The sequence below is a fragment of the Nocardioides dongkuii genome (assembly GCF_014127485.1).
Taxonomy (GTDB): Bacteria; Actinomycetota; Actinomycetes; order Propionibacteriales; family Nocardioidaceae; genus Nocardioides; species Nocardioides dongkuii.
The window spans coordinates 19366-32508 of sequence record NZ_CP059903.1 but is presented as its reverse complement, the minus strand read 5'-3'; the positions used below and the strand labels follow the sequence as shown (position 1 = coordinate 32508).

Below are 13143 nucleotides of genomic sequence, written 5' to 3'. Positions count from 1 at the left end.
ATGATCGACTGGCAATGACCGAACGAGAGGAAGTGACGCGCATGCGTCTCCGCAAGAAGAAGTCCCTCCTCGATCAGGCCTCGGACTACGTCGATGCCGTTCGACCCCAGGTCGAGTCGGCGGTGAACCAGGCCCTCGACGCAGTCGGTGACTTCGTCGAGACCACCGCCCGGCCCGCGCTGGCAGACGCCCGCGAGAAGGCAGGTCCGGCCCTGGCCGACGCCCGCACCCGCGCTGCGGCCGGGATCGCCGACGCCCGGGAGAAGGCAGGACCGGTGGTCGCCGACGCGCGCGCCAAGGCGGCCCCGCTGATCGCCACGGGCGCAGCGGTCGCGAGCGAGAAGGCCGCGGCCGTCAAGGAGATGGCCGACGCCAAGGTGGCGGTCCTCAAGGGCGAGCCGCCGAAGAAGAAGAAGGGCGGCAAGCTCAAGAAGGTGGCGCTGTTCGCGGTCGTCGCCGGTGCTGCCGGCTTCGTGGCCAAGAAGCTGCAGGGCGGCAAGCAGAGCGACAACTGGCAGTCCTCCTACGTCCCGTCGCCGCCGCCCGCCTCCACGACGGGCACCGGGCCGAGCACGGACACGCCGCTCGCCACCACCCCGGTGCCGCCCCCGGTGACCTCGGACGTCGACCCCGGCGGAGCCTCGCCCGACGAGGCGATCGCCGACCAGGCCGAGACCCCGCACCCGGTGACCACGCCGGACGAGCCGGCCGAGGTCATCGCGCTCGACGACAAGAACAGCTGACCGCAGCGCACGACCGTCAGGACCGGCCCGGGGGAACCTCCTCGGGCCGGTTCTGCTGTATCCAGCGGTCGATCTCCGCCCACCAGCCGTAGAGCCAGTCGATCCGCTCCTCGCGGCCCTGCGGGATGTCCTCGCGCGGGACCTGCCACCAGCGCATCACGATCCGCTTGTCCATCGGCAGCTCTCGCCACACGTCGCCGACGGTGAGCAGGTGGTCGAGCCCGGTGTGCGCGACCAGCACCACGTCGGCGTCCGGCGCCGCGTCGAGCGCGGCCAGGAAGCCGCCCGGCTTCGGGGCCAGCACGTGCATCATCGACTCCGCGCGCTCGGCCATCCGGTCCATGCCCAGCCGCCGCAGCCGCGCGATCGCCCGGTCGCGGCGCTGCGGCGTGAAGTTCCCGCCCTCCGGGAAGATCACGAACGCGTCGTTCGCGTCCAGGCCGGCGGCCAGCCCGGCGATCTGCGACTCCAGGTCCTCGCCCTCCGCGGGGTCCGGGGTGATGAAGCGGGCCGGGATCCGCCGCAGCACGACGTCGATCATCGGGTCCCAGGCAAGCGTGTCCTTGAGGACCACCCGCGGCTCGCGGGCGTACCAATGCATGAGCGCGTGGATGAGCGTGAAGGAGTCGCCCGGCCCCGCGTGCCGGCAGCACACCAGCAGGGGTACGCCGGGGTGCGCGTCCGGCGTGGGCCCGTCGGTCTCGATCCGCAGCCGCAGCACCCGCCGGGCCTCGCGGAAGAACACCCACAGCACGCCCTGGACCCACTCGTAGTGGACGCCCTCCCAGTACGGGCGCCGGATCCCGCGCCCGCAGCCGGACGCGAACCACGCCCCCCACAGCACCAGCAGCATCACCGTCTCGATGGACAGGTAGACCACCAGCACCCACAGCAGCCGCAGCGCCCGCCAGCGGCCGGGCAGCAGCGGGGAGAGCGCGGCGGCGACGAGCAGCCACAGGGGCAGCGAGAACCACAGCAGCGCGGTGATCCCGATGAGGGCCGGGGCCACGACGCCTCGGCGGACCAGCCAGATCAGGGTCACCGCAGGATCATCGCGGTCTCAGCGCAGGCCGTCCAGGTACGCCGCCGACGCGGCGTACGTCGCCTCGATGCGGTCCTCGACGCCGGAGAAGTCGCGGGTGCCGAGCAAGGAGTCGTCGCGCCCGGAGGTGCCGCGCGCGGGCAGCACGTGCGCGGTCACGCCGTCGGGCAGCTCGTCGAGCTCGCGGACGAACCGGTGCCGCCGGGCGATCTCGAAGGACACGCGCGCGACCTCCCACGGTCGCCGCGGCACGCTCAGCGGCCGGTCGATCCGCCCCACCTGCAGCACGAAGACCCGCGTCGCCCCGAGCCGGACCGCCCGGCCGAGGGGGATGGAGTTCACGATGCCGCCGTCGAGGTAGTGCTCGTCCCCGACCCGCGCCGGCGGCAGCAGCCCGGGTACGGCGGCGCTCGCCACGACCGCGTCGACGACCGGGCCGCTGGAGAACCAGTGCTCCGCGGCCCGCTCGATGCTCGCCGCGCACACCTGGAAGCGCACTGGGAGCTCCTCGAACGTCACCTCGCCGAGCTCGTCGACGAGCCGCTGCTTCAGCGGCTTCGCCGACCACAGGTGAGTGCCGGTCGAGACCGCACGCCGGACCGAGCGCAGCGGGCGGTCGCCGTACACCTCCTGGCCGGAGGTGGCCGCGGTGCGCCAGAGCCCGGTCAGCCGGTCCACGACCGCGGGGGTGGGGTCGGCGGCGACCAGCGCGCCGTTCAGGGCGCCGACGCTGGTGCCGAGCACCAGGTCGGGGGTGATGCCGCGCTCGAGCAGCGCGCGCAGCATGCCGACCTCGACCGCCCCGAGCACGCCTCCGCCACCGAGGACGAACGCGGTCGTCACCTACGACCTACGCCGGGGTCTCGAGGGCGTCGGCCGCGTGCTCGGCGCGCACCCGCTCGGTCGCGCGGTGCTCGGCCCAGAAGCTGAGGATCGGGACGGTGCCGCACAGCAGCGTCACGAGGGTGAAGCTGGGCTCCCACGCCTCCTGGCGGGCGAGCAGGAACGCGGTGACCAGGAAGATCATGTAGAGCCAGCCGTGGGCGACGCCGAGGTACTCGGTGATCGCGTTCCCGATCTCCTGGGCCGTCGATCCCGGGGTGACCAGCTCCGGCGTCGAGGGGATGAATCCCCACATGCCGGAGCCGTCGAAGTTGGCGAGCGGGACGCCGATTAGGATCAGCACGACCAGGAGGACACCGACGATCGTGGCCATCACGCGGTAGCGGGTCAGGGTGCCGTTCACGGCTTCGACGGTACCGGGTGCTCGACGGCGTTCTCGGCCGCGTCCTCGACGGCGTCCTCGGCTGCGGTCTTCGCCACAGCCGTGTCGCGGGCCCACCGCCACCAGATGAACGCGGCGAAGGCGCCGAAGATCCACCACTCGATCGCGTAGAGCAGGTTGCGCAGCGCGGTGAAGGTCCCCGCGTCCGGGAGCTGGTCGAGGGTCGCCGGCTCCAGGCCGCCGATCGGCTCGCGGGCCACGGCGTACGCACCGTAGAGGTCCTGGTCGACGTGTTGGATCAGGTCGGCGGTGCGCACCTGGGGCAGCACGTCGTCGTTGCGGTCCTCGTCGACCTCGTTGGTGCCCTGGGTGGGCTGCAGCAGGGCGACCAGGTCGACGGTCCCGGTGGGGGGCGGGGGCGCGTCGCTCGGGTCGGCGACCCAGCCGCGGACGATCGGCAGCGCCGGGGCGTCCGCGTCGCCGACGGCGAGCGGGGTGATCGCCCAGTAGCCGACCTCGCCCTCGTGCTCGCGGCCGGAGACGAAGACCGTGCCCTCGGGCACCCAGGTGCCCGAGACCTCGACCGGGCGACCCACGTGCTCGCCCGGGAACGCGTCGTCGGGACCGAGGACGTCGGCCAGCGGCTCCGGCTCCGCGGACGTCAGGTCGGCGGCCTCCGCCGCGCGATCCTCCTGCCAGGCGGCGTACTGCCAGTAGCCCAGCAGGCTCGCCGTCCCGACCAGCACCAGCGCGAGCAGGTGCGCGCCCCAGTAGCGCGGGGCGAGCAGGACGGGCACTCCTCCATGGTACGGAGGCCTTCGCCGCAGCCCCCGGGGGCCACGGAACCCTGGCACGATGCGCGGGTGACCGTCACCCACCTGAACTGCGGCTCGTTCCACCCCGTCGGCGCCCGCGGCGGACGGCTGCTTCCGCGGACGCTGGTGGCCCACTGCCTGCTCGTCGAGCGCGCGGCCGGCCTGCTCCTGGTCGACACCGGGTTCGGGGCCGCCGACGTGGCTGACCCCCAGCGGCTCGGCCAGCCGTTCCGCGGCCTGGTCCGCCCGGTGCTCGACCGCGACGAGACCGCGGTGGCGCAGGTGCGCGCCCTGGGCCACGACCCGGCGGAGGTCACCGACATCGTGCTCACCCACCTCGACCTCGACCACGTCGGCGGGATCGGCGACTTCCCGCGGGCGCGGGTCCACGTGTACGACGCCGAGCTCGAGGCGGCGCTGCACCCCACGCTCCAGGAGCGCGGCCGCTACCGCGCCGCGCAGTGGGCGCACGGCCCCCGCTGGGTGCCGCACCACGCGCACGGCGACCGCTGGCTCGGCCTGGAGGCGGTCACGGCGCTCGGGGACGACGTCGTGATGGTGCCGCTGGCCGGGCACAGCCGCGGCCACTGCGGCGTCGCGGTCGCCCGCCCCGGCGGCGGCTGGCTGCTGCACGCCGGGGACTCCTACTTCTCGGCCGGCGAGAAGGAGGACCCGCGCACCTGCCCGCCCGGCCTGCGTGCCTTCCAGTCCCTCACCCAGGTCGACAGCCGGCTGCGGCACGCCAACCAGCAGCGGGTCCGCGAGCTGTACGCCGCGCGCCGCGACGAGCTGACCGTCTTCTGCGCCCACGATCCCGCCGAGCTCGCGGCGCTGGCCGGCGCGGGGACCACGCGCCCGTGAGGCTCTCGATCGTCGACCTCGGGACCGTTGCGCCCGGCAGCACCGAGAGCGACGCGCTGGCCGACTCGCTCGCGGTCACCCGGCACGCGGAGCGCTGCGGCTTCCACCGGGTGTGGTTCGCCGAGCACCACCTCAGCCGCTCGGGTGCCTCCCACCACCCTGAGCTGCTGATCGCCGCGGCGGCGACCCAGACCTCGCGCATCCGGCTCGGGTCCGGGGCGGTGCTGATGAACCACTACAGCCCGTTCAAGGTCGCCGAGATGTTCCAGCAGCTCGAGGCGATGGCCCCCGGCCGCGTGGACCTGGGGATGGGCCGCGCGACCGGCGGCCCGGTGGTCGACCTGGCGCTGCAGCAGGACCGGCGTACCCGCCTCCAGCTCGACCACCAGCAACAGGTCCTGGAGACGCTGTCGTGGCTGTACGGGACCTTCCCCGACGACCACCCGTTCGCCGGCCACCCCCTCGCGCCGACGGCGCCCGGCGTACCGCAGACGTGGCTCCTGGGGTCGAGCCCGAGCGGGTCCGCCCTGGCGGCCGGGCTGGGCATCGGCTACACGTTCGCGGGGTTCATCAACCCGCCGGCGGCGGCGTCTGCGCTGCGCCACTACCGCGAGTCGTTCCGGCCGCAGGGCTTCGGGCTGGAGTCACCGCGCGCGATCCTCGCCGTCAACGTCACCGTCGGGGAGACCCGGGCCGACGGCGAGCGCCTGGTGGGGTCGGCGAAGGGGTTCTACGCGCGGCTGGGCCGGGTCGGCGGCGGCGCGACGATCCCGTCGGCCGACGAGGCCGCCCGCGAGCTCACCCCCACCGAGCAGGCGGAGCCGACCGCGATCCTCGACGGCCGCTGGCCGCGGTTCGTCGCCGGCGGCCCTGACGACGTGCGAGCCACCCTGGACCGGATGGTCGAGGAGAGCGGCGCCGACGAGCTGATGATCCAGAACCTGATCGCGGACCCCGCGGACCGGATGCGCTCCCACGAGCTGCTGGCGGAGGTGTTCGGGATCGCCCCCGCGTCGGAGTGACCGACGTGGGAGATTCGCCGGCGCCTGACGCCGGAGAACCACCCAGAACTACCTGGTGGAGCCTAGGGGACTCGAACCCCTAACCCCCTGCTTGCAAATCAACCTGGAGCAGGCGCAGGATGGCTCTGACCTGCGGAAACGTCGGACACGAGTGGACAAGATTCCCCTATTCGGGACACTCTTTCCCCCACCAGTCCCCCACAGGGACTCCCGTTGCCAACCAAGCAGGGGGTTAGGACTCGGGATCGAAGGGCGGCCCTCGGATGGCCAGGAGACGGGGCTTCGGTGAGGTCGAGCGGCGGGTCAGCGCGACCGGCAAGGTGACCCACCGCGCTCGCTACGCCATGCCCGACGGCACCCGCTACTCCCGCACCCTCGCCACCAAGATGGACGCCGAGGCGTGGCTCGCCGCGGAGCGGGCGTTGGTCGACCGGGAGGAGTGGACCCCGCCCAGGGCACGCCAGGTGGCGGAGTCCAAGCGCCAGTCCGCCGCGGCCTGGAACACGGTCGGCTCGTTCGCCGAGCGCTTCCTGGACGAGCGCGGCCTGCGGCCCACCACCCAGCGGAACTACCAGCAGCTGCTGCGGTCGCGGATCCTCCCGTACTTCGGCGCGATGCCGCTGACCGAGGTCACCCTGTCGGAGATCAAGCAGTGGCGCGCCTCGCTCGATCCCGCGACCGAGTCGAGCAACGCCGCGGCGTACCGGCTCGTGCGATCGATCCTCCAGTCGGCCGAGGAGGAGGAGCTCATCTTCCGTGCGCCACCGAAGATCCGCGGCGCCGGATCGGCCCGCGTGAAGAGGCTCGCCGTGCCGGCGACCCTCGACGAGCTGGCAGTCATCACTGAGGCGATGCCCGAGCGGCTGCGACTGCTCATCGTGCTCGCCGCGTTCGTCGGACTCCGCCAGGGCGAGCTGCTGGAGCTGCGACGCTCCGACATCGACGGCATCAGCGGTCGGGTCAGCGTGACCCGCAAGGTCGACAAGGACGTGATCCCTGGGGCCAAGGACGCCTGCCCCAACTGTGGTCGGGTCATCAGCGCACCGAAGACGGCCAGCGGAGTTCGCACCGTGCATGTCCCGCCGCCATTCCTCCCGATGCTGCAGAAGCACCTGCTCGAGCACACCGCTCCCGGGCCGGCTGGACTGCTGTTCGGCGGCGACCGGACCGACCACATGAGCGTGCGGTACCTGATGGACCGCTACCGCCCTGCCCGCGAGGCTGCTGGTCGACCCGACCTGACCATCCACCACCTGCGTCACACCGCGCTGACGATCGCCGGTCAGCACGGCGCGACCGCGGCCGAGCTCCAGGCACGTGCCGGCCACGCTTCCCAAGCCGCAATGGCGATCTACCAGCACGCCACCGTCGACCGCGATAGGTCACTCGCGGAGAAGATCGGAGCAACCTACGAGGCGTGGCTCGAGAACCGACCATAGCCTTGTGGCGGGCGGCCGAGGCCGAGGCCGTGAGTTCTTTCTCCGCGAGCCTGACGAGAGAAAAGCAGCGCTAATCCTCGGTCCTCTTGAGCCCTCCCCGGGCAGCCTGCACGCCGTACATCCCGCAGTTGGGGAACTTCTCGCAATGCACGAGCATGGCGGCGGTGAAGTTCTCGTAGCGGCGCGCCATACCCTTGATTGCCTTGTCCCCGCCCCAGGCTTTGAACGCGCTGGCGCCATGGCCACACGGTTCGGTACTGCCCGCATCGAAGCGGTCGAACTTCCTGGAGTTGCCGACCTTGCGGTGGTAAATCACTTCTCCGGCCTCGAGCATCCTGCTCGACGGGACCGGCTGGCTGGCCGCAACCGCTTCGGCGAGGAGGTGGCTGCGCACTTGCGTCAGAACGGCGTCGAACCGCTCTCCCCCGTATCCCCATTCCGTGACTTCGAGGGAGCTGTCGGCCGAAGCGACGTCAGAGTCAGTAGGAAGCTCGCCAGCTGCCTTGCTGCCGCGCAACACAACCGCGTGCTCGATGCGGTCCACGACGTTCCACGTGAGCATCTGGCCCGCTGACTCCACGACAAGCGGCGCGACGCCGTAAACGCCGCCCAATCGCGTGACCCGAACGCGCCAGTCCGCGGGAACTTCGAGAATGCCCAGGTGCTCAGGGTCGCCGAGCCACGCCCAATCCCTCAGCGGAAGCGGAGAGGGCACCAGCACGTTCGGCATCGGGAACTCGGTCCACCACTCTTCGACCTTCGCGACGAGCGCGCACTGGTCAGCGGCATCGCCCGCGTCTACGTGACCGAGGTCTGCTGAGACGAGCTTCGCAGTGCCAGGTGCACCAGGGACGGCGCGAAGGCGCACGGTCACCTCAGCGTCGAAGTCGTCAGGATGTCCAGATACGACGACCGACTGAAGGATCTGTTGCTCGCCACGGCTGCCGTTCTGCGTCGCGACGGTGGGGAGGGCGAGGACGGCGAACGCGAAGCTGCGCGCATCGGCTTCGGTCAGGTTGCCCGAGATCTGGGCATGGAGCGAGGAGACGACGTCCTCAACGAACGACAAGTCGCTGCGAGCCTGAATCTCGGCACGGATCGGACTGCTGGAACCGGAGCGGAGCAGCGCAGCGCCGACGTCGGCGTGCGGCAACGGCTTGCCGATCGTCTCCAAGTAGGGCAGGGCGCGACAGTCGAACCTTGCCTTGTCGTTCTTGGACACAGCGCGAACCTCAGGAGTCCAGCAGGTGCTCGGCGCGCACGGGAATCTGAGCGAGCTCGTCCCATGTCATCTGGTCGATGGCGCGATGGAGCTTGGCACGCAGCATCTCGGTGCGCGTGAGGCCCGAAGTCTCGCCCGTCCCATCACATCCAGTCACCGTGGCCGCGCCCTGACGGGCCGTCCGCACCTGCACGGGGGCCGACCCCGCTGGGCTGCGCGTGGGTGCCTCGGACCGCGTGACCGGATCGGTATCGCGATGCCGGGTCTCCATGATTGAGGACACTTCGATGTTGGCTTCGTCGGCCCAAGCGATGGCCACATCGAGAATGTGTGCCCTCAGAGCCTCTCGCCATGCCCGGTTCAGGCCTCGCTCGCGCAGTTCGCGGCGGAACGCCCCGCGCGGCGCGTTTTCTGACAACGACACCCGCAGAGCTGTGCGATCAGGGTCCGGCTGTCTTTCAGCGAAACTTTTCATCCAATCGATCTGCATATCCTGCAGCGCGGGTGCGATTTCGGAGAAACGGCTGGCGTCGACCACCTCGGGCGTCCAGCCCGGAATAGCCGGAACCATAAAGGCGCGATCGTGCGACCGGTCCCAGAAACGGCGAAAAGACAAGTTCCAATCGACGAAGGAGGTCCACACGTCGCTCTTGAGGCGAAGTTCGGCGTCTAACGGGGCGACGGTCCTGGGGTGCTGCGCCGCGTGCACCTCTTCGAAGTCACTCAACTGCTCGCCGGGCAACAACACGAACCGATGCCCATTCGACTGTTGCTGGACGGAGAGGAACCCCAACGCAGTCGCCTGCTCCCAGAACTCCCTATTCGTCGCCATCCCAAGGGACTCGATGTCCAGAATTCCGTCGATCTTGAGCGTCGACGTGAGCCCGGCGGTGGTGGTGCGACGGCCGGAATTACGCCAATCACGGACTATCTCGCACGTTGCCGCGAACGCCTCGTTGCGGCGGGCGTTGATGTCTTCACCGGTTGTCATGACATGACCTCCTAATGCAGAGAAAGCCCTCCGACCAGGAGGGCTATCTCGGATCATGTCGTCGACACGTCTGGGCAGTGACCGTGTGGCGTTCGTTACCTCTCGCCACCCCCGTAGGAGGCTGGTTCCTCTCGCATCGCGACGGTTGGCGTCACGGAGGCGACCAGCTACGGTATGCCGTCTGGCTGGTGAGGCCCGACGACGGTATGAACTTGGTATCTAGCTAGGGGTAGATAGAACCATCTTCCCTAGAGATGGCGCAATGATAGCCACAGACGCCGAGATGCGCAAAGTTTGAAAAATCGTGTCACCAATCGGGACCTCCTAGACGGAGACCGCAGACTTGCATCAGCCCCTGAGAGTCGCCTGCCTGGAGCAGGGCGGCTCCATCACGACCGTGCTGACGGGATGTGCCGGGGCGCCGCCTCCAGGTCCTCAAGCTTGATCCGGATGGCCCGCTTGCCGCAGCGGTACGCCGGGAGGGTGCCGGCGGCGATCCAGCGCCGGATCGTCTTGACCGAGACCGACATGGCCTCGGCCGCCTCTTCGAGGCTGAGGTAGACCGGGATGGGGCGCCGCTCAGCCATCGGAACGCACCTCCGGCCTCGAGGTCGTGGCAGAGGCGAGGAAGCGTCGGGCCTCGGCGACGGTGATGTAGAGCCGGCCCACGCCCTGGAAGCGGGTCCAGCGCGGGCCGACGCCGCGCCGGCGCCAGTCGCGGACGGTGCGCTGCGGCGTGCGGATGAGCTCGCAGAACTCCTCGAACAGGATCAGGTCGTCGTCGTCCCAGTCGTCCGGGATACCGATGGGTGTCACCATCACTTCACCTCTCGCCGTGGGCAACCGACCGATTCGGCGCCTCCTACCTGGAGAAAGCAACACGTCGATCGACGAAGTGGCCGATAGTGACCGCACCTGTCGAGACCCGGGCATCTCCTGGTCTCCTAAGTCACTCGGACCCTCTAAGCGATCACGCGTCACGTGAAGTTGGTCAGCGGCCGATCCCACGGGAGCCGGTCGGGAAGGCCGGGGTCGGGGGCGGAGGTTGGCGCCTGGACGCGTCTCGTAGCGCCGCGGCTTGGATTCCAGCAAGAGACGGTTGGGGGTTCGGGCCGTACCGGTCGATGTCCTCCTCGGCTCTCGCCGCTGCGTTCCTGGGGCCGAGGTCGGCGCGATCGCGGTTGAAGACGTCGACCCATTGGCTTCGGGCGTCGTCAGTGGACTCGGCGACGAGGTGGGCGGTGTTGCGGTGGCGTCCGCGAGTCATGCCGACGTACGCAGAGGCGGCGCCGGTCGTCTCTCCGATCGCAAGATGGGCCGAGTCGACAGTCTCGCCCTGGGCTCCGTAGGCGGTGGTGGTGAAGGCGAGCTCGACGTGATCGGTGACGTACGCGGCGGGCAGGGTGCGTCGGCCTGCCCGCCCGGTGACGAGCAAGCTGCCGTCATCACCGACCCCGGCCACGGTCCAGGTGTCGCGGTTGGCGACCTCGAGGTCGCGGTCGTTGCGTCGGGTGGCGACCCGGTCACCGAGAGCGATCGACTCACCACGGCGCGTGGTGAGTTCACCAGACTGCTCACCAACGAAGCGCCGGTCGCGGATCGCCGCGTTGAGTGCGCCGACCTGGTCGCGGGTGTCGGTGATGACGAGCTGGTCGCCGTCGGCGCCGATGGTGGCCAGGGCAGCCGTGCGTTCGACCTGGCTGGCGTGGACGACGAGCTCGCCACGTTCGAGGAGGGCGTCGAAGACCTCACCAGCACGCTCACCGGTTCGCATGAGGAGGCTGAGGTCGGCGTACGCCGGATCGCTGAACCGGTGGACCGACTCGAGCTCGTGGTGCGCCTCGGGTCTCACCCAGCGCGTGGCGAGGTCGAGGACGCCGCCGCGGCCGACGGCCGAGAGCTGGTGACGATCTCCGAGGAGCGCGACGGTGGCCTCCGCCCGGTCGGCGATGGCGAACAGCGCGCGAGCGGTGTCCTGGTCGAGCATGCCGGCCTCGTCGACGAGCAGGACATCGCCGGGGAGCAGACGTGCGCGGGCCTCGGGCGCTGCCTCGGTCCGCGACCAGTCTCCGTCGTCATCCCAGCGGTAGCCGTGCTGGTGAACGAGCCAGGCGGCGGAGAAGGCGTCGGTGCCGACCTGCTGTCGCGCTGCTTGGGCGGCCTTAAGCGTGGGCGTGACGACCACCAGTCGACGATCGACGTCGTCGAGGACCTGGCGCGCGGCGGCCAGGGTGGTGGTCTTGCCGGTGCCGGCTGCGCCTTCGATCACCAGAAGGCCCGCGTCCCCGGCGAGGGCCGCGACGACGCGCCGTTGTGCGGGGTCGAGGCGCGCGATCCCGCGGAGCCGGACCGCGTCAGAGACCGGCCGCATGGAGCGGACAGCGATGCTGTCGACCAGGTTGGCCTCGACGGTAAGGACGTGCTCGGACGTCAGGCTGCGGACGTGCCCCGGGACGTCGTCGCGTTCCAGCAGCGGCACGCATCGTGCTCGCGCACGGTCGGCGACGTCCTCGACCAGCTCGTGCCGGACGGGTCGCGCGGCGACCACCCCGGCGGAGGAGATCAGCCGTTCGGCCTCGCCGCGGATGTCGGCTGCGTTCCACGCCGACCGCTTGGCGCCGAGCCGGGTGAGCACGAGGTCGGCGGCGACGTCGCGGTTGAGCCGGCCGATTTGAAGACCTGGCTCTGACGCGCGGCTGGTCGGTGGGGTGAAGCCGAGGTCGCGGAGTTCGCTGTTCCATGCGGAGACGAGGTCGGCGCCGCTCCGGGGTACGACCTTGTCGGGCCGTGCGTCCGACCAGGCGCGTCGGTCCCAGGTACGGCGCAGTCGCGGGCCGGGTTCTTCGTCGGGGTGTTCGGCTCGCCATGCGGCCTCGTAGCGGTCGACGTTGCGGTTGATCTGGGCAGTGCGCTGGCTGAACCCGCCGGCGTACGGCGCGAGCTGCTGGATCTCGCCGTCGTCGTCGAGGCTGTAGCCGCGGCCCGCGAGCGCGGCCCGGAACTCGGGGTCGCACATCACGGCGGCATGGCCGATGCCGTTGAGTGCCTCGACGCTGTCCACGACGCCGACCGAGTGCAGGCCGCGCCATGCTCCGCATGCGAAGACGCGCGCGTTGATCTGCACGTGGAGGTGGCGGTGCGGGTCGCCGGCTCGCGAGGTGTAGTGGCGTACGACGGCGGCCTCAACTATCTCGACCGGCACCTGCACCTGTCGGCCGCGTGGCCCGAGCCGGGTGGTGGCGTGCTCGGCCACCCACCCGATCACTTCGCCCGCTGCTCGATCCATCGCGGCGTCGTACGCCGCTGCGATGTCGGGGTGCAGGGCGGCGGCGAGCGACCAGGACTTCGGTCCGTTCACGGTGACCTCAACGAACCGCAGCGCCCGTGAGTCGTCACGCAGGCGCCCCTTGGCTGCGCCGGTCAGCACGTCGTACCCGCCGACCCAGCGCTCGTACGTCGGGCCGTCGAGGTCGCCGACGCGCCGCACAGCTCCGGGGCCGGCGAGGTAGTGCTCGGCCAGGCCGCTGCCTTCGGCCAGGTAGTAGTCGTCGGCGCGTGAGTGGTCGGCCTCGACGTAGGAGCGCGCGGCGGCGGCGGAGCCGCGGTAGAACTTCACTCCCCCGTGCATCGGCCTCGTCACCGCCCGTCAGTACTCGTCATCTAGCCTTGAAATGACGCTCGGCCCACCCCGAGGGGCGGACCGATCTACGGACCTTCGTAGCATGCGTGCCGCTCGTTTTGGAGGGGCTCGGCGCGCTACTTCTGTTGGCAGTTCTGTTGTCG

Annotated in this window: 13 protein-coding genes; 4 read left to right on the top strand and 9 right to left on the bottom strand. The window is 70.6% G+C overall.

Going from position 1 to position 13143, the window contains the following annotated elements; all coding sequences use genetic code 11:
* The first annotated feature begins 41 nt into the window (after nt 1-41).
* On the top strand, nt 42-743 hold the full coding sequence (locus tag H4O22_RS00145) for a F0F1 ATP synthase subunit B family protein (RefSeq protein WP_182525130.1): 702 nt from the start codon (nt 42-44) through the stop codon (nt 741-743).
* Nucleotides 744-759: 16 nt separating this feature from the next.
* Here the strand turns inward: H4O22_RS00145 and H4O22_RS00140 are convergent, their stop codons facing one another.
* From H4O22_RS00140 to H4O22_RS00125, 4 genes are read right to left on the bottom strand one after another with little or no spacing between them, the layout of a single operon-like run.
* Entirely contained in the window at nt 760-1785 is a 1026-nt protein-coding gene (locus tag H4O22_RS00140) for a 1-acyl-sn-glycerol-3-phosphate acyltransferase (RefSeq protein ID WP_244963043.1), read from the bottom strand.
* Between the two features lie 18 nt (nt 1786-1803).
* The gene (locus tag H4O22_RS00135) at nt 1804-2628 is read right to left on the bottom strand and encodes a patatin-like phospholipase family protein (protein WP_182525129.1); all 825 of its coding nucleotides are present in this window, start codon (nt 2626-2628) and stop codon (nt 1804-1806) included.
* Nucleotides 2629-2635: 7 nt separating this feature from the next.
* Nucleotides 2636-3031, bottom strand: a complete 396-nt coding sequence (locus H4O22_RS00130; RefSeq protein ID WP_182525128.1) for a DUF3817 domain-containing protein — start codon at nt 3029-3031, stop codon at nt 2636-2638.
* Complete coding sequence (locus H4O22_RS00125; RefSeq protein ID WP_182525127.1) at nt 3028-3807, bottom strand: SURF1 family protein; 780 nt, start codon at nt 3805-3807, stop codon at nt 3028-3030. Before H4O22_RS00125 ends, H4O22_RS00130 begins: the two co-directional genes overlap by 4 nt.
* A 66-nt stretch (nt 3808-3873) precedes the next feature.
* Here H4O22_RS00125 and H4O22_RS00120 point away from each other — a divergent pair, with 66 nt between their 5' ends.
* The 3 genes from H4O22_RS00120 to H4O22_RS00110 all read left to right on the top strand — a co-directional run bounded on the left by H4O22_RS00120 (nt 3874) and on the right by H4O22_RS00110 (nt 7147).
* Nucleotides 3874-4686: an MBL fold metallo-hydrolase gene (locus H4O22_RS00120; RefSeq protein ID WP_182525126.1), complete on the top strand. Its 813-nt coding sequence runs from the start codon at nt 3874-3876 to the stop codon at nt 4684-4686.
* On the top strand, nt 4683-5708 hold the full coding sequence (locus H4O22_RS00115; protein ID WP_182525125.1) for an MsnO8 family LLM class oxidoreductase: 1026 nt from the start codon (nt 4683-4685) through the stop codon (nt 5706-5708). Before H4O22_RS00120 ends, H4O22_RS00115 begins: the two co-directional genes overlap by 4 nt.
* 263 nt (nt 5709-5971) lie before the next feature.
* Nucleotides 5972-7147, top strand: a complete 1176-nt coding sequence (locus tag H4O22_RS00110) for a tyrosine-type recombinase/integrase (protein WP_182525124.1) — start codon at nt 5972-5974, stop codon at nt 7145-7147.
* 70 nt (nt 7148-7217) lie between these two features.
* Here H4O22_RS00110 and H4O22_RS00105 read toward each other — a convergent pair whose 3' ends face one another.
* The 5 genes from H4O22_RS00105 to mobF all read right to left on the bottom strand — a co-directional run bounded on the left by H4O22_RS00105 (nt 7218) and on the right by mobF (nt 12988).
* Complete coding sequence (locus tag H4O22_RS00105; RefSeq protein WP_182525123.1) at nt 7218-8369, bottom strand: hypothetical protein; 1152 nt, start codon at nt 8367-8369, stop codon at nt 7218-7220.
* Nucleotides 8370-8379: 10 nt separating this feature from the next.
* A complete protein-coding gene (locus tag H4O22_RS00100; protein ID WP_182525122.1) occupies nt 8380-9360 on the bottom strand; it encodes a hypothetical protein in 981 nt (326 codons plus the stop codon).
* A 389-nt stretch (nt 9361-9749) separates the two neighbouring features.
* Nucleotides 9750-9947: a helix-turn-helix domain-containing protein gene (locus tag H4O22_RS00095; RefSeq protein ID WP_182525121.1), complete on the bottom strand. Its 198-nt coding sequence runs from the start codon at nt 9945-9947 to the stop codon at nt 9750-9752.
* Nucleotides 9940-10179 carry a hypothetical protein gene (locus tag H4O22_RS00090; RefSeq protein ID WP_182525120.1) on the bottom strand — a complete coding sequence of 80 codons (240 nt, stop codon included), beginning with the start codon at nt 10177-10179 and terminating at the stop codon, nt 9940-9942. The genes H4O22_RS00095 and H4O22_RS00090 overlap by 8 nt, the downstream gene beginning before the upstream one ends.
* A 172-nt stretch (nt 10180-10351) precedes the next feature.
* The gene (gene mobF, locus H4O22_RS00085) at nt 10352-12988 is read right to left on the bottom strand and encodes a MobF family relaxase (protein ID WP_182525119.1); all 2637 of its coding nucleotides are present in this window, start codon (nt 12986-12988) and stop codon (nt 10352-10354) included.
* Nucleotides 12989-13143: the final 155 nt, after the last annotated feature.